The organism is Actinomadura formosensis NBRC 14204 (assembly GCF_001552155.1).
In the GTDB taxonomy this organism is placed as follows: Bacteria; Actinomycetota; Actinomycetes; order Streptosporangiales; family Streptosporangiaceae; genus Spirillospora; species Spirillospora formosensis.
Genome location: NZ_BCQQ01000015.1, coordinates 1 through 25,881 on the forward strand (window position 1 = coordinate 1; position 25,881 = coordinate 25,881).

Annotated in this window: 23 protein-coding genes; 11 read left to right on the forward strand and 12 right to left on the reverse strand. The window is 71.9% G+C overall.

Going from position 1 to position 25,881, the window contains the following annotated elements; all coding sequences use genetic code 11:
• Window positions 1-725: DUF2637 domain-containing protein (locus AF1_RS05870; protein ID WP_157419138.1), on the reverse strand; the 725-nt coding region annotated here is incomplete at its 3' end.
• A 259-nt stretch (window positions 726-984) separates the two neighbouring features.
• Between AF1_RS05870 and AF1_RS05875 the strand changes: the two genes are divergently transcribed.
• The 3 genes from AF1_RS05875 to AF1_RS05885 all read left to right on the forward strand — a co-directional run bounded on the left by AF1_RS05875 (window position 985) and on the right by AF1_RS05885 (window position 3,930).
• Window positions 985-2,280, forward strand: coding sequence for an erythromycin esterase family protein (locus AF1_RS05875; protein WP_242608768.1), 1,296 nt, complete (start codon window positions 985-987; stop codon window positions 2,278-2,280).
• Window positions 2,281-2,289: 9 nt separating this feature from the next.
• Complete coding sequence (locus AF1_RS05880) at window positions 2,290-3,075, forward strand: DUF427 domain-containing protein (protein ID WP_067793975.1); 786 nt, start codon at window positions 2,290-2,292, stop codon at window positions 3,073-3,075.
• Between the two features lie 156 nt (window positions 3,076-3,231).
• The gene (locus tag AF1_RS05885) at window positions 3,232-3,930 is read left to right on the forward strand and encodes a Crp/Fnr family transcriptional regulator (RefSeq protein ID WP_242608772.1); all 699 of its coding nucleotides are present in this window, start codon (window positions 3,232-3,234) and stop codon (window positions 3,928-3,930) included.
• Here AF1_RS05885 and qcrB read toward each other — a convergent pair.
• The 5 genes from qcrB to AF1_RS05910 form a co-directional block, all read right to left on the reverse strand.
• Window positions 3,878-5,563 (reverse strand): cytochrome bc1 complex cytochrome b subunit, encoded by a 1,686-nt coding sequence (gene qcrB, locus AF1_RS05890; RefSeq protein ID WP_067793977.1) that lies wholly within the window; start codon window positions 5,561-5,563, stop codon window positions 3,878-3,880. The genes AF1_RS05885 and qcrB overlap by 53 nt on opposite strands.
• Before the next feature lie 125 nt (window positions 5,564-5,688).
• Entirely contained in the window at window positions 5,689-6,318 is a 630-nt protein-coding gene (locus AF1_RS05895; RefSeq protein WP_067793978.1) for a hypothetical protein, read from the reverse strand.
• A 157-nt stretch (window positions 6,319-6,475) separates the two neighbouring features.
• Window positions 6,476-7,522 carry an NrfD/PsrC family molybdoenzyme membrane anchor subunit gene (nrfD, locus tag AF1_RS05900; RefSeq protein ID WP_067793979.1) on the reverse strand — a complete coding sequence of 349 codons (1,047 nt, stop codon included), beginning with the start codon at window positions 7,520-7,522 and terminating at the stop codon, window positions 6,476-6,478.
• The gene (locus tag AF1_RS05905; RefSeq protein ID WP_067793980.1) at window positions 7,519-8,409 is read right to left on the reverse strand and encodes a 4Fe-4S dicluster domain-containing protein; all 891 of its coding nucleotides are present in this window, start codon (window positions 8,407-8,409) and stop codon (window positions 7,519-7,521) included. The genes nrfD and AF1_RS05905 overlap by 4 nt, the downstream gene beginning before the upstream one ends.
• Before the next feature lie 175 nt (window positions 8,410-8,584).
• Window positions 8,585-9,445, reverse strand: a complete 861-nt coding sequence (locus AF1_RS05910; protein WP_067793981.1) for a PaaX family transcriptional regulator — start codon at window positions 9,443-9,445, stop codon at window positions 8,585-8,587.
• A gap of 160 nt (window positions 9,446-9,605) precedes the next feature.
• Here AF1_RS05910 and AF1_RS05915 point away from each other — a divergent pair, with 160 nt between their 5' ends.
• The 3 genes from AF1_RS05915 (at window position 9,606) to boxB (ending at window position 14,405) form a co-directional block, all read left to right on the forward strand.
• A complete protein-coding gene (locus tag AF1_RS05915; RefSeq protein WP_067793982.1) occupies window positions 9,606-11,210 on the forward strand; it encodes a benzoate-CoA ligase family protein in 1,605 nt (534 codons plus the stop codon).
• A 120-nt stretch (window positions 11,211-11,330) separates the two neighbouring features.
• A complete protein-coding gene (gene boxC, locus AF1_RS05920) occupies window positions 11,331-12,986 on the forward strand; it encodes a 2,3-epoxybenzoyl-CoA dihydrolase (protein WP_067793983.1) in 1,656 nt (551 codons plus the stop codon).
• Between the two features lie 3 nt (window positions 12,987-12,989).
• Window positions 12,990-14,405 (forward strand): benzoyl-CoA 2,3-epoxidase subunit BoxB, encoded by a 1,416-nt coding sequence (gene boxB, locus AF1_RS05925; protein ID WP_067793984.1) that lies wholly within the window; start codon window positions 12,990-12,992, stop codon window positions 14,403-14,405.
• 18 nt (window positions 14,406-14,423) lie between these two features.
• On the opposite strand, the gene AF1_RS05930 is transcribed toward boxB, so the two are convergent.
• On the reverse strand, window positions 14,424-15,566 hold the full coding sequence (locus tag AF1_RS05930; protein ID WP_067793985.1) for an acyl-CoA dehydrogenase family protein: 1,143 nt from the start codon (window positions 15,564-15,566) through the stop codon (window positions 14,424-14,426).
• A gap of 72 nt (window positions 15,567-15,638) precedes the next feature.
• Here AF1_RS05930 and AF1_RS05935 point away from each other — a divergent pair, with 72 nt between their 5' ends.
• Complete coding sequence (locus AF1_RS05935) at window positions 15,639-16,214, forward strand: TetR/AcrR family transcriptional regulator (RefSeq protein WP_067793986.1); 576 nt, start codon at window positions 15,639-15,641, stop codon at window positions 16,212-16,214.
• Here the strand turns inward: AF1_RS05935 and AF1_RS05940 are convergent.
• From AF1_RS05940 to AF1_RS05955, 4 genes are read right to left on the reverse strand one after another with little or no spacing between them, the layout of a single operon-like run.
• A complete protein-coding gene (locus tag AF1_RS05940; RefSeq protein WP_067793987.1) occupies window positions 16,211-16,810 on the reverse strand; it encodes a GTP-binding protein in 600 nt (199 codons plus the stop codon). The genes AF1_RS05935 and AF1_RS05940 overlap by 4 nt on opposite strands.
• A complete protein-coding gene (locus AF1_RS05945; RefSeq protein ID WP_067794025.1) occupies window positions 16,791-17,168 on the reverse strand; it encodes a DUF742 domain-containing protein in 378 nt (125 codons plus the stop codon). Before AF1_RS05945 ends, AF1_RS05940 begins: the two co-directional genes overlap by 20 nt.
• 7 nt (window positions 17,169-17,175) lie before the next feature.
• Complete coding sequence (locus AF1_RS05950) at window positions 17,176-17,616, reverse strand: roadblock/LC7 domain-containing protein (protein ID WP_067793988.1); 441 nt, start codon at window positions 17,614-17,616, stop codon at window positions 17,176-17,178.
• Window positions 17,613-19,952, reverse strand: a complete 2,340-nt coding sequence (locus tag AF1_RS05955; protein WP_067793989.1) for a sensor histidine kinase — start codon at window positions 19,950-19,952, stop codon at window positions 17,613-17,615. The genes AF1_RS05950 and AF1_RS05955 overlap by 4 nt, the downstream gene beginning before the upstream one ends.
• Before the next feature lie 500 nt (window positions 19,953-20,452).
• Between AF1_RS05955 and AF1_RS05960 the strand changes: the two genes are divergently transcribed.
• The 4 genes from AF1_RS05960 to AF1_RS05975 all read left to right on the forward strand — a co-directional run bounded on the left by AF1_RS05960 (window position 20,453) and on the right by AF1_RS05975 (window position 24,150).
• On the forward strand, window positions 20,453-21,967 hold the full coding sequence (locus AF1_RS05960; protein WP_084262490.1) for a M20/M25/M40 family metallo-hydrolase: 1,515 nt from the start codon (window positions 20,453-20,455) through the stop codon (window positions 21,965-21,967).
• A 145-nt stretch (window positions 21,968-22,112) separates the two neighbouring features.
• Complete coding sequence (locus AF1_RS05965) at window positions 22,113-22,610, forward strand: inorganic diphosphatase (RefSeq protein ID WP_067793990.1); 498 nt, start codon at window positions 22,113-22,115, stop codon at window positions 22,608-22,610.
• A 116-nt stretch (window positions 22,611-22,726) separates the two neighbouring features.
• The gene (locus tag AF1_RS05970) at window positions 22,727-23,542 is read left to right on the forward strand and encodes an SAM-dependent methyltransferase (protein ID WP_067793991.1); all 816 of its coding nucleotides are present in this window, start codon (window positions 22,727-22,729) and stop codon (window positions 23,540-23,542) included.
• 59 nt (window positions 23,543-23,601) lie between these two features.
• A complete protein-coding gene (locus AF1_RS05975) occupies window positions 23,602-24,150 on the forward strand; it encodes a carboxymuconolactone decarboxylase family protein (protein WP_067793992.1) in 549 nt (182 codons plus the stop codon).
• A 46-nt stretch (window positions 24,151-24,196) separates the two neighbouring features.
• Here the strand turns inward: AF1_RS05975 and AF1_RS05980 are convergent, their stop codons facing one another.
• Window positions 24,197-25,879, reverse strand: a complete 1,683-nt coding sequence (locus tag AF1_RS05980; RefSeq protein WP_084262491.1) for an ArnT family glycosyltransferase — start codon at window positions 25,877-25,879, stop codon at window positions 24,197-24,199.
• Between the last annotated feature and the right edge of the window lie 2 nt (window positions 25,880-25,881).

A 25,881-nucleotide genomic window follows, 5' to 3' on the forward strand; every position in this document is an offset into this window, starting at 1 on the left:
GTGGGGGCGGGCGGCTCCGGTGCGGCGGCGGTGGCCTGGGCGGACGCGTTCGCCGCGGGCTCGGGCGCCGGCTCGGCGGCCTCCGTCTTGGCCGCGGGCTCCGCGGCGGCCGATGTGCCGGATTCGAGCGCCTTGCCGGAGTAGCCGGGGACCTGGATCTGCGGGAACGGCCCGGTGGTCCGCAGCGGCATCAGCGTGATCTGGTTCAGCGTGACCGGACCGGCGATCGCGCGCGGCTGCGGCGGCTCCGGCTGCTTGGCCTTCTCCTCCTTCTCGAACTCCTGCGACACGTACCGGTGCAGCGTCCGCAGCAGGACGAACAGGCCGAGCATCGACACGATCGGCGGGACGGCGGCCGTCGCCTGGTAGGAGAACGTCTTGTGGCCGACGTGGCCGACGTTGAAGATGAGGCTGGCCGTCCACCCGGCGAGGGCGATGGTCAGCGGCAGGCAGAAGTCCAGCCAGCTCAGCAGGGTCCGGCGGCGCAGCACGAAGGCGTCGATGGCGAGCAGGAAGAGGCCGAGCTCTCCCACGATGATGAAAAGGTCGACCAGCAGGGGGAACGACTCGGCCTTCCAGCCCCGCAGGCCGTGTTCGAGGGCCCAGTGGTAAAGGCCGGCGTAGGACTGGGCGAAGCCACCGGCGGTGGCGGTCAGGACCGCGGCCGCCATGAAGGCGATGGCCCCCCACCGTGTGATGACCTGAGCCCGGTTGGCAGCGCTCATGCGGCGTGTGCTCCCAAGAGTTCTTTACTCGACCAATAGTGATCGCTGGGAGACTATCCATTCTCTTGGCGTTCTGTGGCCGATTCGCATTACGTCTCGATCGCATTCGCCGAGATGACGGCCCGCGGCGGTCGCGCCGGGGCCGCACCGGGGCCGCGGCATCGGGCGTCCCCGCTGATTCCCACGGGTGCGGTTCCGTTCCGCGGGTACGGGACGAATACCGACAAACCCCCCGAATTACTACAGAAGGGGGATCGCCGTGAGCGATGCCGATGACGTGCTCGGGGCGGCGCTGCCGCTGGAGTACGAGGAGGACCTCGATCCGATGCTGGACCGGATCGGGGACGCCCGGTGCGTGCTGATCGGCGAGGCCAGCCACGGCACGCACGAGTACTACGCGTGGCGGTCGGCGCTGACCCGGCGGCTGATCGCCGAGCGCGGGTTCTCGTTCGTCGCGGTGGAGGGAGACTGGCCGGACTGCCGGCGCGTCGGCCGCTGCGTGACGCTGGCGGAGGGCTCGCCGGAGGACCCGCGGGACGTCCTGGACGCCTACGAGCGCTGGCCGACGTGGATGTGGGCCAACGAGGAGACCGTCAAGTTCTGCCGATGGCTGCGCGGCCACAACGCCGACCTGCCGTCCGGCGAGCGCGCCGGTTTCTACGGCCTGGACGTCTACAGCCTGTGGGAGTCGCTGCGCGCGGTCGTCGGCCATCTGGCGGACAACCGTCCGGAGTATCTGGAGACGGCGCTGGAGGCGTACCGCTGCTTCGAGCCGCACGCCGAGGACCCGCGGGCCTACGGGCGGTCGGCCGCGCTGGTCCCGGGCGGGTGCGCCGAGGAGGTCCTGGCGCTGCTGACCGGGCTGCGCCGGCCGGCGGACGCCGGGGACCCGGCGGAGGAGCTCGACGCCCGGCAGAACGCCGAGGTGGCGGTGGGCGCCGAGCGGTACTACCGCGCCATGATCGGCGGCGGCCCGGAGGCGTGGAACGTCCGGGACGTCCACATGGCCGACACCCTCGACCGGCTCATGGAGTTCCACGAGTCGGAGCGTGACGGCGGCAAGGCGGTCGTGTGGGCGCACAACACCCATATCGGCGATGCGCGGGCCACCAACATGGCCGACGCGGGGATGGTCAGCCTCGGCCAGCTCGCGCGGGAGCGGCACGGCCGGGACCGGGTCGTGGCGATCGGGTTCGCCGGCGGGCCGGGCGAGGTCGTCGCGGCGCCGGGCTGGGGAGCCCCGATGGAGGTCATGCACGTTCCGCCGCCGGTCCGCGGCTCGCTGGAGGAGGTGCTGGCGGAGTCGGAACTGCACCGCGGGCTGTTCATCGTGCCGCCCGAAGCGGACAAGCCGTCCTTCCTCACCCGGACGCTCGGGCACCGCGCGATCGGCGTCGTGTACGACATGGACCGCGACCGGCGCCAGTACGTCCCGACCAGGCTCGCCGACCGCTATGACGCGCTGTGCTGGTTCCGGATCACCTCCGCGCTCCAGCCGCTGCACCTGGAGGCGGCGCGCCGTGGTGAACTGGAGACGATGCCGACGGGAGTATGAGGAGCCGCCATGTCCTTGACCATGGGCCCGGGACCGCTCGCGGGCTCGCCCGGCGACGAGGTCAACTTCACCATCAAGGGGCCGGAGCACCGGCTGTTCATGCAGGACTTCCCGCGCCGCGTCCGGGCCAGGTTCGCGGGCGAGACCGTCCTGGACACCGAGCGCGGGAAGCTCCTGCACGAGACGGGGCTGCTGCCCGTCCTGTACGTCCCGGAGGAGGACGTCCGGACCGGCCTGCTGGAGAAGACCACCCACTCCACGTACTGCCCGTTCAAGGGCGACGCCGCCTACTGGACGGTCCGGGTCGGCGACCGGGCCGCGGAGAACGCGGTCTGGGCCTATCCCGAGCCGAAGCCCGAGTCGTCGTGGCTGCGCGGGTACATGGCGTTCTACTGGCACCCGATGGACGCCTGGTTCGACGAGGACGAGCAGGTCCACGGGCACCTGCGGGACCCGTTCCACCGCGTCGACGCGCGCCGCACCTCCCGGCACGTCCGGGTGCTGCGGGACGGGGAGGTGATCGCGGAGACCCGGCGTCCGCTTCTGCTGTCGGAGACGGGGCTGCCCAACCGCTTCTACATCCCGGCCGACGACGTCCGCCGCGACCTGCTGACCCGCGGCGACAAGCGGACCGTCTGCCCGTACAAGGGCGAGGCGACGTACTGGTCCCTGGACGGCGCCGAGAACGCCGCCTGGTCCTACGAGGATCCCTTGGCGGACGCCGCCAAGATCGCCGGCTACCTGAGCTTCGACCACGGGGCCCTGACGATCGAACCCGCGCCGCCGCGGGCGTAGCGGGCCCGCACGCCGTCCGGAACCGGCCGCGGGCCGTGACCCGTGCCGGCCGGGAGGCTTATCCGGGTTCTCGCGGTGCACAGGCGGGCGGCTCCCGGTTTACAGTTTTGATTGACCGGGAGCGGTGACGGCGGGCAAAGGAGACGGCTCTTGGCAGTGTACGCGGCGTCCTCCCCGCGGCCGGGATTCTGGGCCGCGCTCGACCCCGGGCAGCAGGCCGCGCTGCGGGGCGCCGCGCGGCCCCGGCAGTACCCGGTGAAGGCGCCGCTCGTGTACCAGGGCGACGAGTCCGACCATGTGATCATCATCGAGCGCGGCTGGGCGAAGGTCACCTCGGCCACCGCGGACGGCCACGACGTGGTCCTGGCCGTCCGCGGCCCCGGCGACCTGCTGGCCGAGAGCGCGGTGCTGGGCGGCCGGCCGCGCGCCGCGACCGTGACCGCGCTGTCGCCGGTCCGCGCACTGGTCGTGCCCGCCGCCCGCTTCACCGGGTTCCTGGACCAGCACCCGGACGTGTGGATGCTCGTCACCGGAACGTTCGTCCAGCGCATGGACGACTCCGACCGGCGGCTCACCGCGCATGTCGCGAGCCGCGGCCCGCAGCGCCTGGCGTCACTGCTGACGCACCTCGCGGAACTGTCGGCCCACCACGTCCCGCCCGCGCCGGACGGATCGATCGAGATCGGGCCGCCGCTGTCCCAGGAGGAGCTGGGCAGCTGGATGGACGCCTCCCGGGAGACCGTCGCGCGTGCACTCAACGGGTTGCGCCGCGCCGGCCTGATCCGCACCGGCTGGCGCCGGATCACCGTGGTGGACCTGCCCCGGCTCCGCGAGTTCGCCAAGGAGGCCGACTGACCGCTCCGGCCCCGGCGGCCCGCGCCGGCTCGTCGATCGCCGGGCGGTCATCGGGGGAGTCCACCGGGGCGCGTGCGGGGACGACGGCGAGGTCGGCCCGGAAGCGGCGGTTGAGGGCGGCGCGGACGCGGCCGGAGGCGGTCCTGCCGCGCGGGCTCGCGACGTCGTCGATGGGCGGCGGCACGTCCAGGTCCACGGCGGGCGCCGGACGCGGGTCGGTGATGGCGGCGATCGCCTCGTCCGGCAGTGGCCGCTCGACCTCGCTGAAGCCGCCGTCCGGCGACCGGCGGATGACGCCGGTCTCCAGACCGTGCCGGGCCAGGGCGAGGTCGCGGCGCTGCAGGCCGACGCAGATGCGGTAGGTGACGATGTAGGCCAGCACCGGCCCGAGGACGATCAGGAAGCGGAAGAACCAGGTCGTCCAGAACAGCGGGACGTGGAACCGGTCGGCGAGGACGTCGTTGCCGCCCGCGAGCCACAGCGTCCCGTAGAAGACCATGCCGCCGACGCCGATGCCCGTCCGGGCGGGGACGTCGCGGGGCCGGTCCAGCAGATGGTGGATCTGGTGGTCGCCGGTCACCCAGCGTTCCAGGAACGGGTAGAGGGCGAGGCCGGTGAACAGCAGTCCGGGGACCACCAGCGCCGGGACGGCCACGCTCAGCGTGACCGTGTGGCCCCAGGCGGTGATCTCCCAGGCGGGCATGATCCGCAGCGCGCCCTCCAGCCAGCCCATGTACCAGTCGGGCTGCGAGCCGGAGCTGATCGCGCCCGGGTCGTACGGGCCGAACAGCCAGACCGGGTTGATCTGGAAGAAGGCCGCCAGCAGCGTCGTGACGCCCAGCACCCACAGGAACAGCGAGGTGGTCTTGGCGATGAACACCGGGAAGAACGGGTACCCGCGGACGGTGCTGTTCGAGCTGCCCTTGCCGGGGAACTGGGTGTGCGTCTGCCGCCAGGTCAGCACGATCGCGTGCAGCGGGATCAGCGCCGCGAGGACGCCCGGGATCAGCAGCACGTGGATGATGTACAGGCGCGGGATGACGTCGGTGCCCGGATACTCCCCGCCGAACAGGAACATCACCAGGTAGGTGCCGACCACCGGGATCGACGCGGTGACGCCCTCCACGATCCGCAGGCCGGTGCCCGACAGCAGGTCGTCCGGCAGCGAGTACCCGAACAGGCCGTTGAACATGACCAGGATGAACATGAGGATGCCGATCAGCCAGTTCAGCTCGCGGGGCTTGCGGAACGCGCCGCTGAAGAAGTTGCGCAGCAGGTGGACGAGGATCGCGCCCATGAAGATGAGCGTCGACCAGTGGTGGATCTGCCGGACGAGCAGCCCGCCCCGCACATCGAAGCTGATCTTGAGCGCGGAGGCGTACGCCTCGCTCATCTCCACGCCCCGCAGCTTCGCGTAGGAGCCCTGGTAGACGACCTCGTGCATGCTCGGCTTGAAGAACAGCGTCAGGTACACCCCGGTCAGCAGGATGATCACGAACGAGTACATCGCGATCTCGCCGACCAGGAAGCTCCACTGGTCCGGGAACGCCTTGCGCAGCGCCTTGCGGGCGAACCCGGTGGTGCCGAGCCGCTCGTCCAGCGCCTGTGCCGTGGCGCCCGTCAATCCCGCCATCGTCCGCATCCCTCCGTCGCGCCGCTCGCGCCTGTCGTGCTCTCAGGGATAAGACCGGCGAGAACGGAGGAGTGTGACATCGGGTGATGTGCACCGCGTCACACCGCGCGGATTCGCGGAGACGGTCAGCGGGCGGGGCGCGCCAGGTGGCTGCGGCGCTGGTAGCGCGGCCGCCAGCCGACCCGGTAGCACAGCCGGATCGGCGGCGGCAGCAGCCGCAGCACCGCGCGGCGGGTGGCCTCCGGGGCGCCGTCCAGCAGCCAGGGCAGGAACACGCCGAGCCCGCGGACGCCGAGCCCGCGCCGGAACTCCACGTCGAACGTGCCCCACTCGAACGGCGTGAGAGTCTCCTGGATCAGCGGCAGGACGGCCGACTCCTTGAAGTCCAGCAGCGCGTCCACGGCCGCGCGGAGATCCCGGGTGTACCGGGCGAACATGAAACGGTCACGGTGTTCCAGTGCCGCGTCCACGCCGTCGACCAGCGGGACGACCCGCACGGTCCGCAGCGCCAGGGAGTCGAGGACGGCGCCCACCCGTCCGGGGGCGTCGGCGTCCTTGGCGTACATCACCGTCCACAGGGTCTGTTTCTCCGCGGCGTCCTGGAGATGCCAGTGGAGGCTGAACAGCGCCCAGCCGTTGGCCACCGCGGGGCCGTCCGGTCCGGCCGCCGCCTCCAGCCGGGCCGTGTCGCGGCGGAACGCGTCGTACGCGGCGTACAGCATCGTCAGGTCGTACCGTCTGGCCACGCTCTCCATGCCGTCTCCCAAGCCTTCGCGCAGGTGCCACCACAGAGGTAGATGCGCCGGACACCCCGGAGTGTGACGCGATCCGGGCCCGACTTCTGTGACCTCCCCCACGAAGGATGATGTATGCGGCGGCAGGGGCGGGGGAGGGCGGCTCTGGACGCCCGCCTCAGACGCCCGCCTCCGCGGCGCGCGCGTTGAGGCGTTCCCGCTGCGGAACCACGGTGTACTTGGGGTCCCGCGCCGACTGCATCCCGGCCTGGAAGACGCCGAAACGCGTGCATGCCGAACCCGCCAGCAGCGCCGCCCCGCTGACCACGGCCGCCGCGCGGCTGCGTCCGCCGAGCAGGACGCCCCCGGCGGTGCCCGCGGCCGCCAGGACCTCGCCCGCGCGCATGAGCCGGCCGGCCCCGCCCCGCTTGTACGGTTCGGCGGCGAGCCCGGCCCGGCGCTCCAGCACCTTGGCCGCGGCCAGCTCCAGGGCGGAGCCGAACACGGCGGCGGTGCGCATCGGGCCGGTCTCGCGGACGGGTGCCACGACCATCGCCATCCCCGCCGCCGCGGCGGCGGCCGAGCCGACGAAGACGAACGGCAGTTCGCGGTGCGCCTCATGCCAGGCGGGCACCGCGGTGTCGGCGGCCAGGACGGCGGTGTAGGCGGCCACCGCGGGGCCGAGCACGGCGGCCCCGGCGGTCGCGGCCCCGCCCAGACGCGGGAAGCGTCCCGCCACGTCCAGGACGGCGGCGGCGCCCGCGGCCGGCCCGTACGCGGCCAGCAGCCAGGAGCCCACGCTCATCGGGGACGTCGGCTTCATGACCCGCAGCATGTTGAAGAACCGGCCGGGCCGTCCGAGATCGTGGATCAGCATGGCCGCCGACCCGCCGATCGCGGCCAGCGAGGAGATCTTCAGTGCCCGCGCGGTGGCGGGGCGCCCGGTGAGCTGCGCACCCGCCGCCAGCACCGACCCGGCGCCGGCCAGCCCGCCGAGGAAGAAGTACCCGGCGATGTCGAGAGCCTTCCAGACCGGCGGGTTCAGGATGGGCTTGCCGTAGTAGGAGGTGAACTCGGCCTCGGGCACCATCGCCTTCTCGCCGCGTCCGCCGCGCCGCCTGCCGCGCCGTCCGCCGTCCCCGCGGCGCAGCCCCTTGCCGACCTGCGCCTCCCGGCCCGGCCGCGCGCCGCGCACGCCCTCCCCGCCCACGTCCGAACCGCTCATCGGGCACCTCCCCGGGGGCCGTGGACGGCGAAGACGGCGGCGAGGCCGCCGAGCAGCGTGGCGGCGGCGAGACCCGCGTGCTTCCACATGGCCGGCAGGTCGCGCGTGGTGACGACCGGATCCGGGGGCAGCCCGTACACCTCCGGCTCGTCCAGCAGCAGGAAGAACGCGCCGTCGCCGCCGACGCCGTCCTGCGGGTCGTGGCCGTAGAGGCGGGCGTCCGCGACGCCGATGTCGTGGAGCTGCTCGACGCGCAACGCGGCCCGCTCGCGCAGCTCCTCCAGCGGCCCGTACTGGATGGAGTCGGTGGGGCACGCCTTCGCGCACGCCGGTTCCTGGCCGGCCCCGAGCCGGTCGTAGCACATCGTGCACTTCCATGCGCGGCCGTCGCCCTTGCGCTGATCGATGACCCCGTACGGGCAGGCCGGGATGCAGTAGCCGCACCCGTTGCAGATGTCCTCCTGGACGACGACCGTCCCGAACTCGGTGCGGAACAGCGAGCCGGTGGGGCACACGTCCAGGCAGGCGGCGTGCGTGCAGTGCTTGCACACGTCGGACGCCATCAGCCAGCGCAGATCGGTGCCGTCGCCGTGGCCGGCGCCCGTCTCGGCGTGCCCCATGGGCTTGTTCTGCTCGATGAACGCGACGTGCCGCCACGTGTCGGCGCTGAGGCCCTGCGTGTTGTCGTAGGACATGCCGGTGAACTCCAGGCCGTCCTCGGGAACGGCGTTCCACTCCTTGCAGGCCACCTCGCACGCCTTGCAGCCGATGCACACCGACGTGTCGGTGAAGAAGCCCATCCTCGGCGGATGGTCGGTGCAGCCGGAGTCGGCGGCGACGTCGGATTCGGCCCCCGCGAGCAGATTCCGTCCGATCAAGCTGCTCATCCCACAGGACCTCCCGTCGCGGCGCCGATCCTTTTCCGATTTCCCAGCGGGGCGTTTCCTACACGTGCCCTGCCCGGTCGACACTGATCGCGGCCCGTGCTCGACCGGCCGCCGCTCAGTCGCCGGCCGCTCAGTCGCCGGCCGCTCAGTCGCCGGCCGCTCAGTCGCCGGCCGCTCAGTCCGCGGTCATCGCCTTCCACTGCCGGTCGGCGACGGGACGCCAGGTGTCGTGGCGCTCGTGGAAGAGCGTGAACGCCTGTGAGCCGCACCAGCCGTCCGGGAGCAGCTCCGCCGGGAGGCCCGGGTCGAGGAACGGGAACCGGCGCCATTCCTGGACGAGCCTCGTGTGCGCGGCGAACGTCCCCGGGTCGTCGCCGGGACGCAGCGTGCGGACGGCGTCCAGGAAGTCCTCGTAGGCGAGTTCGATCTCGTCCAGGTCCCACGCCTGCCGGGCCACGCGCCGCGCCTCGGCCAGGTCGCCGAGCCGCCCGGTGAACAGCGTGGAGGTGTCCGCGACACCGATCTCGCCGAGGACCCCGCGCACCTCCGGCTCGCGCTCGGGACGCGGGCTCACCCACACGCCGGGGGAGAGGTTGCCGAGCCCGTTCCACGCGAGCCGCGTCCGCAGCAGGTGGCGGAGCCTGCGGTTGGTCTCCGGGACGGTCGCGAGGACGAGCAGCCACCGCCCGTCCCATTCGCCGACCGGGCAGCCGAAGCCGTAGATCCGCTCGGTGCCGTCGGTGAGCAGCCGCTCGCCGGACGCGGTGAGCCGCCAGGCGGTGCGGCGGCCGTGCCGTTCCCCGGCGAGCCAGCCCTCGGCGGCGCTGCGCGCGAGCGCCTGCCGGACCGCCTTCTCCTCCACGCCGAGCAGCCCGAGCGCGCGCAGGAACGTCGCCGTCCAGACCGGTTCGCCGGCGGGCAGGACGAACTCGCCCAGCAGGGTCAGCAGCAGCGAGCGGGCGCTCGCCGCGCCGAGCTCGCGCCGGCGCCGAAACTGGGGCCTGGGGTGCGCCGCGTCCTCGCCGTTTCGGGCCATGTGTTCTCCTCCTGAGCCCTTCTGGGGCGCGGCCGTCCGTGGAACGCTGTCCAGTATTGCGCGACTCTCACCCGCTCGGCCATCATTCGACAAGTCCATTGACTAACGTTTCATATATGTAGAGCATTAGTGTCACGGTTCCCGGAGACTGGAGATCCCGATGACCGCTGAAACGGCGGCCGCACCGGCTGTGCCCGCCACGTTCAACGCTTCCGAATACCTGCTCCGGGCGGCGTCCGAGGACGAGACCGCCGGACGGACGGCCCTCACCGGTCCCGGCGGCGATCTCGGCTACGGCGAGCTGGCCGAACTGGCCGGGCATGTCGCCGCCGGGCTGGAGGGCTGGGGCCTGCGCGGCGAGGAGCGGGTGGTCCTGTTCATGGCGGACGGCCCGTTCATGGCCGCCGCGATCCTGGGCGCGATGCGGCTCGGCGCCGTGCCGGTGCCGGTGTCGACGATGCTGACCGGGGCCGAGCTGGCCGCGCTGCTCAACGACGCGCGGGCCAGAGTGCTGCTGGTCAGCGACCGGTTCGCGGCGGCGGCGGAGGCGGCGCTCGCGCACGCGCCGGGCGTCCGGCAGGTGGCGGTGGAGGGGGACGGCGGCCTGCAGGCGCCGCCCGGCGTGCGGGTGAGCCCCTTCGCGGACCTGATCGCCGCGGGGCGGGCCCGGGGCGGCGAACCCCGCGACCCCTACCTGACCTCGGACGACTCCAGCGCGCTGTGGCTCTACACGTCCGGCACGACGGGCAGGCCGAAGGGCGCGATGCACCGGCACGCCGGCATCCGGCACGTGGTGGAGACCTATGGCCGCCAGGTCCTCGGCATCACCCCCGAGGACCGCTGCTACTCGGTCGCCAAGCTGTTCTTCGCCTACGGGATCGGAAACTCGCTGTTCTTCCCGCTCGCCGCCGGCGCGACCGCGATCCTGGATCCGGACCGGCCGACGCCCGCGTCCGTCGCGGCACGGCTGATCGAGTACCGTCCGACGCTGTTCTTCGCGGTGCCCACCTTCTACGCCGCGCTCCTGAACGCGGACGTGCCGGTGGAGGCGTTCGCGTCCGTCCGGCTGGCGGTGTCGGCGGGCGAGCCGCTGCCCGCCGAGCTGTGCCGCCGCTTCACCGCGAGGTACGGCGTGGAGGTCCTCGACGGGATCGGCTCGACGGAGTGCCTGCACATCTTCCTGTCGAACCGGCCGGGGCGGGTCCGTCCCGGCACGACCGGCACCGCCGTGCCCGGCTACGAGCTGCGGATCGTGGACGCCGAGGGCGCCGAGGTCGCGCCGGGCACGCCGGGCACGCTGATGGTGAAGGGCGAGTCGATCGCGACCGGCTACTGGTGCCGCACGGACACCACCCGGAAGGTGTTCCAGGGGGAGTGGCTGCGCACCGGCGACACCTATGTGGTGGACGACGACGGCTACTACACCTGCCTCGGCCGGACGGGCGACATGCTCAAGGCCGGCGGGATCTGGGTGTCGCCGTCCGAGGTGGAGGGACGGCTGCTGGAGCACCCGGCGGTGTCGATGGCCGCGGTCGTCGGGCTGCCGGACGCCGACGGCCTGGACAGGCCCGTCGCGGCCGTCGTCCTCAAGGAGGGGACGGCCGCCGAGCCGGGGGAGCTGATCGACTTCTGCCGGGCCGGGCTCGCGTCCTACAAGCGTCCCCGCGAGGTGCTGATCGTGGACGGGCTCCCGACGACGCCGACCGGCAAGCTGCGCCGCTTCGCCGTCCGGGAACTGGCCGCGACCTTGCTGAACACGCCCTGAGCGGGCGCCGGGCCATGGCCGCCCGGGACGGCCCGGCCGGTTGATGTACTACAAATCCTTGACGCATAAAACAATATCTGTAGAGCATGGTGGAGACGGCACCGGGGGGAAGGACAGCTCATGACCACACCGCACGTGGAGTTCCGTGTGGACCCGTCCCGCTACCGGCACTGGAGCCTGGACGTCGAGGAACCCGTCGCCACCCTCACGATGGCGGTGGACGAGCGGGGCGGCCTGGTCCCCGGCTACGAGCTCAAGCTCAACTCCTACGACCTCGGCGTGGACATCGAGCTGTACGACGCCGTCCAGCGGCTCCGGTTCGAGCACCCCGGGGTACGGACGGTCGTGATCACCAGCGGCAGGGAGAAGGTCTTCTGCGCGGGCGCCAACATCCGGATGCTGGCCGCGTCCCCGCACCCGTGGAAGGTCAACTTCTGCAAGTTCACCAACGAAACCCGCAACGGCATCGAGGACGCGACGGCCAACTCCGGCCAGACCTACCTGGCGGCGGTCAACGGCACCGCGTCCGGCGGCGGATACGAGCTGGCGCTCGCCTGCGAGCACATCATGCTCGTGGACGACCGGTCCTCGGCGGTGTCGCTGCCGGAGGTGGCGCTGCTCGGCGTCCTGCCCGGCACCGGCGGACTGACCCGCGTGTCGGACAAGCGGCGCGTCCGCCGCGACCGCGCCGACTACTTCTGCACCAAGGTCGAGGGGCTGGGCGGCAAGAAGGCCGTCGCGTGGCGGCTGGTCGACGAGGCGGTGCCCCGCACGGCCTGGGACGCGACGGTCGCGGAGCGCGCCAGGGAACTGGCGGCCCGCTCGTCCCGGCCGCAGGGCGCCGAGGGCATCGCGCTGACGCCGCTCACCAAGGAGCGCACCGGCACGTCCATCACCTACCGGCACGTGTCGGCGAAGCTGGACCGCGCCGCCGGCGTCGTCGAGATCACCGTCGCCGGACCGGACGCCGAGCCCGGCGACGTCCACGGGCAGGGCGCGGACTTCTGGACGCTCGCCATGGCCCGCGAGCTGGACGACCTGATCCTCGACCTGCGCACCAACGAACTCGGGCTCGGCACGTGGACGTTCCGGACGACCGGGTCGGCCGGGCACGTCCTCGCCCATGACCGGCTGCTGCTCGACAACGCCGGGGACTGGCTCGCCAACGAGATCGTCCACTACCTCAAGCGGACGCTGAAGCGCCTGGACGTCACCAGCCGCAGCCTCATCGCGCTGATCGAGCCGGGTGGCTGCTTCGCCGGCTCGCTCCTGGAGATCGTGCTCGCCGCCGACCGCGCCTACCAGCTCGACGGCGTCTTCGAGGACATCGACCCCGGCGCCGACCCCGCCGCGATCACCGTGGACGCGATGAACCTCGGCCCGCTCCCGATGAGCAACGGCCTCACCCGTCTGGAGACCCGCTTCCTCGGCGACGACGAGGCGCTCGCCGCCGTCCGCGACGCGGCCGGCAAGCCGCTCGAAGCCGCCGACGCCGAGCGCCTCGGCCTGGTCACCTTCGCGCCCGACGACATCGACTGGGACGAGGAGATCCGCATCGCGCTGGAGGAGCGGGCCGGCTTCAGCCCCGACGCGCTCACCGGGCTGGAGGCCAACTGCCGCTTCCCCGGCCCGGAGACCCTGGAGACCAAGATCTTCGGCCGGCTCAGCGCCTGGCAGAACTGGATCTTCACCCGCCCGAACGCGTCCGGCCCCGACGGCGCGCTGCGCCGCTACGGCACCGGGCGGCGCGCCGACTTCGACCGAAAGCGAGCCTGACCCATGGCGATCACCGCCGACTACACCGAGAAGATCCCGAACAACGTCGACCTGCGCGAGGACCGGCGCCTCCAGCGCGCCCTGGAGTCGTGGCAGCCGAACTTCCTGTCCTGGTGGGAGTCGATGGGCCCGTCCCTGCCCACGCAGGACGTCTACCTGCGGACCGCCGTGAACGTCGGCCGCGAGGGCTGGGCGCATTTCGGGCACGTCGCCATGAAGGACTACCGGTGGGGCATCTTCCTCGCCGAACGCGACGGCGACCGGCGCATCGGGTTCGGCGCGCACAAGGGCGAGCCCGCCTGGCAGAAGGTTCCCGGCGAGTACCGCGCCGACCTGCAACGTCTCATCGTCATCCAGGGCGACACCGAGCCCGCGTCCGTCGAGCAGCAGCGCAACCTCGGTGCCACCGCGCCCAGCCTCTACGACCTGCGCAACCTGTTCCAGGTGAACGTCGAGGAGGGCCGTCATCTGTGGGCGATGGTCTACCTCCTGCACGCCTACTTCGGACGTGAGGGCCGCGAGGAGGCCGAGGAACTGCTCCACCGCAACTCCGGCAGCGAGGAGTCGCCCCGCATCCTCGGCGCGTTCAACGAGGAGACGCCCGACTGGTTGTCCTTCTACATGTTCACCTACTTCACCGACCGGGACGGCAAGTACCAGCTCGGCACGCTGAAGGAGTCCGGGTTCGACCCGCTGTCACGGACGTGCGAGTTCATGCTCAAGGAAGAGGCCCACCACATGATGGTCGGCACCACGGGCGTCGACCGGGTGGTGGAGCGGACCGTCCAGCTCATGAAGGAGCACGACACCGACGACGTCACCCCGCACGGCGCGATTTCGCTCGACGTCATCCAGAAGTACCTGAACTTCCACTACTCGGTGTCGCTCGACCTGTTCGGCTCCGAGACGTCCGGCAACGTCGCGAACTACTACACGGCCGGCCTCAAGGGACGCTGGATGGAGGGCCGCCGCCGGGACGACCACCGTCTCACCGACGACTCGATCATGGTGGACGCCCTGGTCGACGGCGCCATCGGGCGGACCGAGGTCGCCGCGCTCACCGGCCTGAACACCGACCTGCGCCGCGAGTACGTCTCCGACTGCCAGAGCGGCGTCAACCGGTGGAACCGCATCCTGTCCGAGGCGGGCCTGCCGCAGCGCCTCTCCCTGCCGAGCATCGCCTTCAACCGGAAGGTCGGCGCGTTCGCCGGCATCGAGACCACCCCGGACGGCGAGATCCTGAGCGCCGCCGAATGGGAGGGGCGCAAGGGCGCCTGGCTGCCGACGGAGGTCGACAAGACCCACGTCCGGTCGCTGATGCGGCCGGTCCACCAGCGCGGCAAGATCGCCGGCTGGATCGCGCCGCCGCGCAGCGGCGTCAACGGCAAGCCGTTCGACTACGAGTACGTCCGGCTCTAGACCCGGCTCGCCGCCGGGTCAGCGGGCGAGGTGGCGGGAGATGACCAGGCGCTGGATCTGGTTGGTGCCCTCGAAGATCTGCATCACCTTCGCTTCGCGCATGAAGCGCTCCACCGGGAAGTCGCGGGTGTAGCCGGCGCCGCCGAGGACCTGGACGGCGTCGGTGGTGACCTTCATGGCGTTGTCGGTGGCGACCAGCTTGGCGATGGACGCCTCGCGGCCGTAGGGGCGGCCCGCGTCCTTCAGCCGGGCGGCGGACAGGTAGGTGGCACGGGCCGACTCGACGGCGGCGGCCATGTCGGCGAGGACGAAGGCGAGGCCCTGATGGTCGATGATCGCCTTGCCGAACGCCTCACGCTCCTTGGCGTACGCGACGGCCGTGTCAAGGGCGCCCTGGGCGAGGCCGGTGGCGACGGCGGCGATGCCGAGGCGGCCGGCGTCCAGGCCCGCGAGGGCGATGGAGAGACCCTGGCCCTCGCGGCCGATCAGGTTGGCCGCGGGGATGCGCGCCTCCACCAGGCGGACGGTCGCGGTGGTGGAGCCCATCAGGCCCATCTTGTCCTCGGGCTCGTCGAACTCCAGGCCGGGGGTGCCGGCGGGGACATGGAAGCAGGAGATGCCGCGGGCGCCGTCGTCGGAGGTGCGGGCCATGACGGTGTAGAAGTCGGCCTCGCCGCCGTGGGTCGTCCACGCCTTGGCGCCGTTGAGGACGTAGGAGTCGCCGTCCCGGACGGCCTTGGCGCGCATCGCGGCGGGGTCGGAGCCGGCGTGCGCCTCGGACAGGCAGTACGCGCCGAGCCGCTCGCCGGAGAGCATGCCGGGCAGCCACCGCGCGCGCTGCTCGTCGGTGCCGTAGGCGAACAGCGGGAAGCAGGACAGCGCGTGGACGCTGACGCCGACGCCGACGCTCGCCCACGCCGCGCCGATCTCCTCCAGGACCTGCAGGTAGATCTCGTACGGCTGGGCGCCGCCGCCGAACTCCTCCGGGTACGGCAGCGTCAGCAGACCCGCCCGGCCCAGCGTCGTGAACACCTCGCGCGGGAACGTCCCGGTGCGCTCGGCGCCGGCGGCGTGCGGCGCCAGCTCCTTGGCCGCGATCTCGCGGGTGAGCGCGATCAGGTCCGCGGACTCGGGGGTCGGCAGGTGCCGGGTGGCGGGCATGGCGGGCTCCTTTCGGTACGCCGACAGTACCAAAACCAGTACTGGCGAACCCATTTTGGTACTGTTCCCGGCATGACCTCGCCGGACGAACGCGGGACGCGGGCGGCGCGGCGGCGCGAGGCGCTGATCGGGCGGCTCATGGAGGTGTTCCTCGACCGCGGGTTCGCCGAGCTGAGCGTCGCCGACCTGGCCGCCCTGCTGCGCTGCTCGAAGAGCACCCTGTACACGGTGGCGTCGAGCCGGGAGCAGATCATCGCGGCGGTGGTCCGCGCGTTCTTCCGCCGGGCGACCGGGCGGGTGGAGGCCGTCCTCGACTCGCAGGCGGACCCGCGCGAACGCGTCGGCGCCTACCTGCGCGCGATCTCGGCGGAACTCGCCCCCGCGTCCCCCGCCTTCTTCGCCGACCTGGACGCCTTCGCCCCCGCCCGCGAGATCTACAAGCGCAACACCGCGTTCGCGGTGCGCCGCGTGCGGGGGCTCGTCCGGGAGGCGGCGCCCGGCACGGACGCCGCGTTCGTCGGCGCCGTCGCCGGGCAGGTGATGGAGTCCATCCACCGCGGCGAGATCAAGGCGCAGACCGGCCTGGACGACTCCGCCGCCTACGCCGCGCTGGCGTCCCTCATCGTCGCCCGCATGACCGCCGGCTAACGCTGCGCCAGCTGGAGCGCGTGCTCGACCAGGGCGACCAGCACGCCCCGTGCCACCTCGCGGCTCCGCACGTCGCACATCAGCACCGGGACGTCCGAGTCGAGGTCGAGCGCGTCGCGGATCTCATCCGCGCTGTAGCGGCGGGCGCCCTCGAACTGGTTCGCGGCGATGACGAACGGGATCCCCCGCTCCTCGAAGAAGTCGATGGACGCGAAGCTCGTGCTGAGCCGGCGGGTGTCGACCAGCACGATCGCGCCGACCGCGCCGTAGGCGATCTGGTCCCACATGAACCAGAACCGCTCCTGGCCCGGCGTCCCGAACAGGTACAGCCGGACACCGCCGGAGAACGTCAGGCGGCCGAAGTCCATCGCGACGGTCGTGGTGGTCTTGCTCTCGATGCCGCCGAGATCGTCCACCCCCACCGAGGCGTCGGTGAGGGTCTCCTCGGTGCGCAGCGGGCGGACCTCGCTCACCGCGCCGACCAGCGTCGTCTTGCCGACGCCGAAGCCACCGGCCACCAGCACCTTGAGCGTGTGCAGGGGGACGTCGTCGTCTTGCCGTTGAGACACCGAGGACTCAGAGGCGGCGAAGTTCATCGAGCACTCTCATCAGGATGCGGGGGTCGGGACGTTCGGACGGTTCCGCCGCCTGCGGGACCTCTTCGATCAGGCCGTACTGGTGCAGGTCCTCCAGCAGGATCTGCACGACCCGGAACGGAAGGTCGGTCTCCGAGGCCAGGTCGGCGGGCGTCGACGGCCGCCGGCACAGTTCCAGCAGCCGCCGCTGCTCGCGGGACAGCCACACCCGGTCGCCCGGGGTGCGGCCGGTCGCGACGAGGATCGTGACCAGGTCGACGACGAGACCGCGGGGGCGGGTGCGCCCGCGGGTGACCGCGTACGGGCGCACGACCGGGCCGGCCTCCCGCCCGATCCAGCGTTCTCTCGGATTCTCCACGGTCGCCTCAGCCCGGGGCACCCGGCCGCAGGGACGCGTCCTCGGACTCGGCGGCGCGCGGCGAGGTCGACAGCGCCCGCCGCACCCGCTTGATCAGCATGGTGGTCTCGTAGGCGACGAGCCCGGCGTTGCCGCCGGCGTCGCTGAGCACCGCCAGGCAGCTTCCGTTGCCGGCCGGCATGACGAAGAACAGCTTGTCGTCCAGTTCCACCACGGTCTGCCGCACCTGCCTGGCGGAGAAGTGCTCGCGGGCGCCGTTGGCCAGGCTGTGGAAGCCCGACGACAGCGCAGCGAGGAACTCGGCGTCCCTGCGGGTGACGTCACCCGAGGCGCCCATGACCAGCCCGTCCCTGGACAACAGAACGGCTTGGCGGACCTCGCCTACCCGCTGCACCAGATCATCGAGCAGCCAGTCGAGCTCGCCGGTGGCATGCCCCTGCCGCGTCATGCGTCTCCCCATTCATCACGTGGATCGAGATCACCCGGTTCGTCGTCTTCGACCCTGCCGCGCAACCATCCCGACTGTAGCGAGGCCATCAGGTTCCGGCTGAGTTCTGGACTAGGCTCCTCGAAGTCGTCTTCGTCGTCGGTGTCCGGCTCAGCATGCCTGGTCACCGAGTGCTTACGCAGCTCGGGAGCGAGGTTACGCTGCCGGACCCGGCGCGGAAGCCGGCCGGTGGCCTCGCTGTCCTCCATCGCCGGTTCCGGATCCTCCTTTTGCGGCCGGGTCTGGCCATTGGTGGGTTCGGGCTGGTCGAAGGCGACCGGCGGATTGAAGGATACGGGCGGTGCCGGAGTGTCCGGCGGGGGAGCCGGCCGCGCGTGCTTGGCGGGGCCGGGCAGCGCGGGACGGATCGGGCGGCCGAGCCGGGCCGCGCCCGCGCCGGGCGCCCCCGACGTGACCGCCTGCGGCGCCCCTTCGGTGTGCGCCTGCCACTGGTCGTCCACGACCACCAGGGCATGCGGGATGAGGACGACCGCGGTCGTGCCCCCGTACGCCGACGGCTGGAGCGAGACCTTGATGTCGTGCCGGGCCGCGAGCCGCGCGACGACGAACAGGCCGAGCCGCTCGGTGTCGACGAGGTCGAACTCGACGGCGTTGTCGAGGCGCTGGTTCAGCGACTCCAGTTCGTCGGGATGCAGGCCGATGCCGCGGTCCACGACCTCCACCGCGAGCCCGTTGGCGACGGTTTCGACCTTGACGGTGACCTCGGTGGTCGGCGGGGAGTAGGCGGTGGCGTTCTCGATCAGCTCGGCGAGCAGGTGGATGACGTCGGCGACCACCTCCCCGGTGACCGCGGTCGACGACACGCCGGCCACCTCGATCCGGGTGTAGTCCTCGACCTCGGCGATCGCGGCGCGCACCACGTCCTCGGCGGCGACCGGGTGGTCCCAGGCGCGGACGGTCGGCGAGCCGGACAGGATGACCAGGCCCTCGGCGTGCCGCCGCATGCGGGTGGTCAGGTGGTCGAGGCGGAACAGGTCGTCCAGCTCCTCGGGGCTGGAGGCGCGCCGCTCCATCTGGTCCAGCAGCCGCAGCTGCCGGTGCAGCAGCGACTGGCTGCGCCACGACAGGTTGACGAAGACGCGGTTGATGCTCGCGCGCAGGTCCGCCTCGTCGATCGCGGTGCTGATCGCCTGCCGCTGGACGGTCTCGAACGCCTCGCTGACCAGGGCGACCTCGCGGGTCCTGCCGGCCTCGGGACGGGGCGTCTCGGCATCCAGGTCCACCCGCTCGCCGCGCCGCAGCCGCGTGACGACGCGGGGCAGCCGCTCGTTCGCCAGCTCCTGCGCCGACCGCTGGAGGTTCCGCAGCTCGTCGGCGTGCCGGCGGGCGAACAGCAGGGACAGCGCGATGGAGAGGATGACGGCCAGCAGCCCGACGCCGCCCGCCAGGTAGACCCGCATCATGATCCGGTGGCCGGCGGGCTCGACCTGCTCGCGCTGGAGTTGCTCGCCGGCCTTGTAGGTGGTGTCGAGCCACAGCTGCCCGGCCGCCTTGGTGGCGGCCTGCCACCGCTGCGGGGCGGGTGCCCGGCCGCGCCGGATGGTGGCGTTCTCCAGTTCGACGAACTCGCCGTAGATGGGGGAGTTCACCAGGCCGCCCATGGTCTGCGCGATGTTGCCGCTGAGCCCGATCCGGCCGAGGTCGAGCAGCTCGGTGCGGGCGCCCGCCCACTCGGCGAACGCGGCGCGGGCGCCGGGCGTCAGCCGGCCGCGGCGCAGGCCGGCCAGCAGCAGGTCCTCGCGCAGCATGAAGTCGCGCGCCCAGTACATGTACAGCAGGCCGTTGGTCTGCTGGTAGACGTCGAGGTCGTCGATGTCCACCAGCGTGCTGAGCAGCCGGACCGTCTCGTCGAACGCGTCGCTGTAGGCGTTGATGGCCTCCAGCACCGTGACGTTCTGCGTGGTGACCTGCGACCGCATGCTGGCCAGCAGGTCGAACTGGTTGGCGACGTTCCGGGTGCGCTGCACCGCGTCCTCGTCCATGTGCTTCGTGGCCTCGGGGGAGAGCGCCGACTTGCGGAAGGCGGCCACCTCGCGGCTGGTCCTGCCGACCGCCTCCTCGAACTTCTGCACGCTGGCGGAGGACGGCGATATCAGCGCGGCGATCCCCGCCGCGCGTTCCTCCTGCACCGCCTGCATGGCGCGATTGGCCGGTTGGCTGACCCGGTCGTGGTTGTCGGCGTACTGCATCCGCCGGAGCGCGTCGTTCACCGCCGGGACGGCCGAGAACGCCCACAGGACCACGAGCGACGCCAGTGGAATCGTCAGCAGCAGCACGATCCGCCGCCCGATCGGACGTGTACGCGGACGCCCGTGGGATCTATGCACCTGTTCGGGACTGGACAAGGCCCCACTCCTGATCGTCGCCGGCCACCTTCAAGGGTCACGAAGCATACTCACGCCGATTTGTCCGAAGCCAGGGGTCTCACCTGCTAGAACTACGCTCGGGTACGGATGGCGCCCGCCCCGGGGGGCTCCCGCGGGCGCCGCGGGCCCGCCTTTGCCTCTCCGTCGTTTCCGCAGGTCACCACAGGCGCGCGGGCGGCCATTGCGGTGCTGGACGGGGAGCCGGCGTTTACCGCCGGCCCGTCATGATCGCCACCTGTGGTGCAGGTATCCGGGACGGACGGTAATCGCGGAAAAGTTGACGATCTTGGGGATGGGGGTGCGATAGGAGGCCAATATTGGCCGTTTTGATGCTAAGTCGTGTCTTGTTGCGGGAATTGACGCGTGTCAGGCTTCCGGTTACTTCGTCCCCCACAAACGGAGACCGAGTCATGCGCAGAGCCGCGCTAGCAACCCTGACCGGGCTGTCACTCGCCGCCGCCCCCCTGGCCGCGGTCCCCGCCCAGGCCGCCGCACCGGCGCACGCCAAGCTGGCCGGCCTGGTCACGCTGAAGAACGTCCGCCACCACCAGCTGAACCTGCAGAAGATCGCGGACGCCAACGGCGGCAACCGGGCCGCCGGGCTCCCCGGCAACAAGATCACCATCAAGTACCTCGCGGACCAGCTCAAGCGGGCCGGCTACAGCCCCACGATCCAGACCTTCTCGTTCGACTTCTGGCAGGAGAAGTCCGCGCCGGTCTTCGCCGAGACGGCGCCCGAGCAGAAGACGTTCGCGCCGGACACCGACTTCGCGACGCTCCAGTACTCCGGCTCCGGCGACGTCACCGCGGCCGCGACGCCCGTCGACCCGGGCGCCACCGGGACCGGCAGCGGATGCGAGGCCGGCGACTTCGCCGGCTTCCCGAAGGGCCACATCGCGCTGATCCAGCGCGGCGGCTGCTTCTTCTCCCTCAAGGCCGGCAACGCCATCGCCGCCGGCGCGTCCGCCGTGGTCATCTACCAGCTCCCCGGCCAGACCGGCCCGGTCTCGGGCACGCTGACCAAGCCGTACGACATCCCGGTGATCGGGCCGACGAACGCGATCGGCAAGGCCCTGGTCGAGCAGGCGCAGAACGGCGGCGTGACGCTGCGGGTGAAGACCGACACGCTCAACCAGAAGCGCGAGGCGGCCAACGTCATCGCCGACACCGGACGCGGCCGGGCCGACAACGTCGTGGTCGTCGGCGCCCACAACGACAGTGTCGCCGCGGGCCCCGGCATCAACGACGACGGCTCGGGCACCGCGACGCTGCTGGAGATGGCGAAGCAGATCCACAAGCTCGGCTCCAAGGTCCGCAACAAGGTGCGGTTCGCGTTCTGGGGCGCCGAGGAGGAGGGACTGCTCGGCTCGCAGTACTACGTGGACAACCTCCCGCAGGCCGAGCGCGACAAGGTCGCGCTGATGCTCGACTTCGACATGCTCGCCTCCCCGAACTACGTCCGGTTCGTCTATGACGGCGACAACAGCGCGGGACAGAACAACGTCGCGGCGCCCGCCGGATCCGGCGCGATCGAGAAGGCGTTCAACGACTACTTCGCGAACCGGAAGCTGGCCACCGACCCGACGCCCTTCAACGGGCGGTCGGACTACGACGCCTTCATCAGTGTGGGGATCCCCGCCGGCGGCGTGTTCACCGGCGCCGAGGGCATCAAGACCCCCGAGCAGGCGAAGGTGTACGGCGGCACCGCCGGGACGGCGTACGACCCGTGCTACCACCAGGCGTGCGACCGCTACGACAACGTGGACCTCACGGGCTTCGACCAGATGATCGACGCCACGGCCGCGGTCACCGAACTGTTCGCGCACAGCACGCTGACCGTCAACGGCAACGAGCTGGCCAGGCGGCAGACGCAGCCCGGGAAGAGCATGACGCCGGCCGGGATCGGCGGCTACGCCACCCGGTGAGTCCGTTCCGTGAGGGACGCGCCCGGCCCCGGGCGCGTCCCTCACCCCGTTCCACGAGCGTGCGGCGAGCCGCCCGTCCGGGCCGGCACCGGCTCCGCGGTCACGTGCTCCCCCTGGTGGGTAGGGCTTCGGCGGGGAGGTACTCATGGAGATCGAAATGGTCGTCGAGATCCCCGGAGGATCGCGCAACAAGTACGAGATGGACCACCGGCTCGGCCGCATCCGGCTCGACCGGATGCTGTTCACCTCGACCCGCTACCCGCACGACTACGGCTACATCCCGGACACCTGCGCGGAGGACGGCGACCCGCTGGACGTGATGGTGCTGCTGGAGGAGCCCACGTTCCCCGGCTGCCAGATCACCGTCCGCAGCGTCGGCGTGTTCTGGATGCTCGACGAGAAGGGCCCGGACGCGAAGATCCTCACCGTCCCGTCGCGGGACGTCCGCTACGCGGGGATCAACGACCTGCCCGACGTGCAGGCGCACGTCCTCGACGAGATCTCGCACTTCTTCGACATCTACAAGAGCCTCGAACCGGGCAAGTCCGCCGACGTGCGCGGCTGGCAGAACCGTGAGGTCGCCGACCGGACGATCACCGAGGCCGTCGAACGGGCCCGGACCACGGCGAGCCCGACCGCCTGACCGGCGGCGCCCGCGGCGGCACGTGACGGACCTCACCCGCCGCGCCCGAGATCCGCCGTGTAGCGTTCAAGATCCTCCAGGGCGGACGCGTCCTGATCTCCATGGGGGGAGAGCGCATGAGCACCGTCGGCGGTGGGAACGTGGAGGACGGCATCCGCGCGGACCGGCCGGTGTCGGCGCGGGTCTGGAACTACTGGCTCGGCGGCAAGGACCACTACGAGGCGGACCGGATCGCGGGCGAGAAGGTCGCGCGGGAGGTGCCCGGCATCGTCGCCGCCGCGCGCACCGACCGGCTGTTCCTCGGCCGGTGCGTGCGCCACCTGGCGGGCGGGGAGGGCGTCCGGCAGTTCCTCGACATCGGCACCGGGCTGCCGACCGCCGACAACACGCACGAGATCGCGCAGCGCGTCGCGCCGGAGTCGCGCGTCGTCTATGTCGACAACGATCCGCTGGTGCTCGTCCACGCGCGTGCGCTGCTCACCAGTTCCCCGGAGGGCGTGACCAGCTACATCGACGCCGATGCCCGCGATCCCGAGCGCATTCTCGACGAGGCCGCCAGGACACTCGACTTCGGCGAGCCCGTCGCGCTGATGATGCTCGCCCTGCTGCATCTCGTCACCGACGACGACGAGGTGCGCAGCATTCTGGACCGGCTCGTCGGCGCGCTCGCCCCGGGCAGTTTCGTGGCGTTGTCGCACGCCTGCCTGGACGTGGACGTGACGCGCACCGCCGTCAGCACGTGGAATGAAAGCGGCACCCCGCATCCGCTCAAGGCCCGGACCACCGCGCAGATCGAGGCGCTGTTCGACGGACTGGAATTGCTCAAGCCGGGAGTCGTGTCGTGTTCGCAGTGGCGTCCCGACCCCAATCCGTGGGGCGAGCCGCTGGAGACCATGACCTTTTGTGGAGTGGCGAGAAAACTACCCGCGTGAGGATATTCGTTAGAGGATCGGGTGCGCATTGACCGACACCGTTCTTCCGGAGGAAATCCTTGGCGCATATCGAACTGGACGACGATGTTCCCGGATTGCCGTCACTGCTCCGGTTCCGGCCGGAGACGGCGGGCCCGCTGAGCGCGCTCGCGGAGGCCCTGCTGCGCGGCCCGAGCCCGCTGGAACGCGGTGAGCGGGAGCTGATCGCCGCCTATGTGTCCGAGCTGAACGGCTGCCGCTTCTGCGCCTCCTCCCACGGCGCGTGCGCCGCCGCGCAACTGCCCGGCGGCATGACGCTCGTCCGGCAGGTGCACGCCGATCCCGCCGCCGCGCCGGTGTCCGCCAAGCTCAGGTCCCTTCTGCGCATCGCCGCCGCCGTGCAGCGCGGCGGCCACGAGGTCGGCGGCGAGCACATCGCCGCCGCGCGCGACACCGGCGCCACGGACGTGGAGATCCACGACGCCGTCCTCATCGCCGCCGCGTTCTGCATGTACAACCGGTACGTGGACGGCCTCGGCACCAGCGCCCCGGAGAATCCGGCCGCGTACGCGCGGATGGCCGAGCGGCTCGTCGCCCACGGCTACGGCGCCGCCGCCGGCCCCCGCTGAAACCCGCCGGACCGGACGGGCGGCGGCGGGGGCCGGCGGCGGGGAGCTACGGACGCCGGGCGGGCCGGCGGAAGATCGTGATGGAGTGGCCGACCTCGCCGATCCGCTCGCTGGAGGCGATCAGCGGCACCAGCCGCCGATCGTTTCTGGCGATCCAGCTGTCGGAGACCACGAGCAGCCCGCGCACCCGGTCCGGGGGCACCTCGCGCGGGTCGGACGCGTGGATGCCGTAGTAGGACGGGACGCCGCCGCCCTTGACGACGAGCCACACCTTCTCGCCGGGGTAGCGGTCGCGGAGCCGGTCGGCGAGCCGCGCCAGGTCCTGGCCCCAGTCCACGTTGGAGTCGTGCAGCCGCAGATGCGTCCTGGACGGGCCGCCGAACGCCTCGTTGGAGTACGGCAGGTAGTACGGGTAGGTCCGGACCGAGCTGACCGCGACGAACAGCAGCAGCGCGCCCGTGGCGATCTTCGCCCACCGCCACCGGACGAGCAGCACCCCGCCGGCCGCCACCGCCAGGAACATCGGGACGAAGATGGCGTACCGGACGCCGAGGTCGCGGGAGCCGGTCATCGCCGCCGCGAACAGCACGGCCGCGGGGAGGAGGACGTACGGCGCGGCGGCCCGCGGCCGGGGCAGCGCCACCATCGCGACGATGCCCGCCGCCCACAGGGCCAGCATCCCGAGCGGCGTCTTCACCAGCAGCGCGGCCGGCAGGTAGTACCAGAGGTGGCCGCGGTAGGACTCCCCGAACAGGAAGCCGCCCCACCGCATGTGCTCGAAGCGGAACTGGATGAGCATCCCGTCCCGGAAGGGCCGCGGGAACGGCATCAGGTCGGCGGCGAGCCCGTGCAGCCCCTTCGCCGCCGGGACGCCGGCGGGGGCCGTCCAGCGCAGCCGCGGGTCCACCGCCAGGTAGGCCGCCCACACGACCGCGCCGGCCGTGACGGCGACACCGGCCGCCGCCAGCACCCCGGCCGCGACGGTGCGCCGGTCCCGGCGGAACGACCGCGCCGCCCAGACCGACAGCGCCGCCAGGGCCGCCAGTACCGGCACGGCGGGCAGCGCGCTCATCTTGCTCGCCAGGGCGGCGCCGAGCGCCAGGCCGGCGAGCGGCAGGTGGCGCCGGGGCCGCTCCCGCGCCCGCCACAGCAGCCACACCGAGGTCAGCAGGAATCCGGCCGTCGGCACGTCCAGCGTGGCCAGCGACCCGTGCGCGATGACGTCCGGGGAGAACGCGTAGAGGGTGAGGGCGGCCAGCCCGCCGCGGTTCCCGGCGAGGTCGCGGGCGAACGCGAACACCACCAGCCCGAACAGCAGCGTCAGGACGATGACGGGCAGCCGCGCGGCCAGCATGATCCGCTGCGCGTCGTTGTGCGACCCGTACAGGAAACGCTGCCCCGCCCTCTGGTCGGACCCGGTGAACCCGGCGTCCAGGTGCGGGCGGGTCAGCGCCGCCCCCGCCCCGATGAGCAGCTTGCTGAACGGTGGATGCTCCGGGTTGTGGCGCAGGTCGTGTTCGCGCAGGTAGACCACGCCCGTGACGACGTAGACGGGTTCGTCGGTGGTGGGGGACTGCCGCACGGCCGTGGAGACCATCGCGAACGCCATCTCGCCGAGCAGCGCCACCACGATGACCACGACCAGTGCCCGCCGGTGCCGGCGCAGCCTCCCGAACCGGTCGCCCGGCGCCTCGCCGGGAGTCGCGGTCGACGGTTCGGTACCGATCATGG

Excerpts from the sequence above, each read along its gene's own strand:
- AF1_RS05880 (WP_067793975.1), top strand. The coding sequence starts at position 2,290 with ATGTCCTTGACCATGGGCCCGGGACCGCTCGCGGGCTCGCCCGGCGAC.
- qcrB (WP_067793977.1), bottom strand. The coding sequence starts at position 5,563 with ATGGCGGGATTGACGGGCGCCACGGCACAGGCGCTGGACGAGCGGCTC.
- AF1_RS05895 (WP_067793978.1), bottom strand. The coding sequence starts at position 6,318 with ATGGAGAGCGTGGCCAGACGGTACGACCTGACGATGCTGTACGCCGCG.
- nrfD (WP_067793979.1), bottom strand. The coding sequence starts at position 7,522 with ATGAGCGGTTCGGACGTGGGCGGGGAGGGCGTGCGCGGCGCGCGGCCG.
- AF1_RS05905 (WP_067793980.1), bottom strand. The coding sequence starts at position 8,409 with ATGAGCAGCTTGATCGGACGGAATCTGCTCGCGGGGGCCGAATCCGAC.
- AF1_RS05910 (WP_067793981.1), bottom strand. The coding sequence starts at position 9,445 with ATGGCCCGAAACGGCGAGGACGCGGCGCACCCCAGGCCCCAGTTTCGG.
- AF1_RS05915 (WP_067793982.1), top strand. The coding sequence starts at position 9,606 with ATGACCGCTGAAACGGCGGCCGCACCGGCTGTGCCCGCCACGTTCAAC.
- boxC (WP_067793983.1), top strand. The coding sequence starts at position 11,331 with ATGACCACACCGCACGTGGAGTTCCGTGTGGACCCGTCCCGCTACCGG.
- boxB (WP_067793984.1), top strand. The coding sequence starts at position 12,990 with ATGGCGATCACCGCCGACTACACCGAGAAGATCCCGAACAACGTCGAC.
- AF1_RS05930 (WP_067793985.1), bottom strand. The coding sequence starts at position 15,566 with ATGCCCGCCACCCGGCACCTGCCGACCCCCGAGTCCGCGGACCTGATC.
- AF1_RS05935 (WP_067793986.1), top strand. The coding sequence starts at position 15,639 with ATGACCTCGCCGGACGAACGCGGGACGCGGGCGGCGCGGCGGCGCGAG.
- AF1_RS05940 (WP_067793987.1), bottom strand. The coding sequence starts at position 16,810 with ATGAACTTCGCCGCCTCTGAGTCCTCGGTGTCTCAACGGCAAGACGAC.
- AF1_RS05950 (WP_067793988.1), bottom strand. The coding sequence starts at position 17,616 with ATGACGCGGCAGGGGCATGCCACCGGCGAGCTCGACTGGCTGCTCGAT.
- AF1_RS05960 (WP_084262490.1), top strand. The coding sequence starts at position 20,453 with ATGCGCAGAGCCGCGCTAGCAACCCTGACCGGGCTGTCACTCGCCGCC.
- AF1_RS05965 (WP_067793990.1), top strand. The coding sequence starts at position 22,113 with ATGGAGATCGAAATGGTCGTCGAGATCCCCGGAGGATCGCGCAACAAG.
- AF1_RS05970 (WP_067793991.1), top strand. The coding sequence starts at position 22,727 with ATGAGCACCGTCGGCGGTGGGAACGTGGAGGACGGCATCCGCGCGGAC.
- AF1_RS05980 (WP_084262491.1), bottom strand. The coding sequence starts at position 25,879 with ATGATCGGTACCGAACCGTCGACCGCGACTCCCGGCGAGGCGCCGGGC.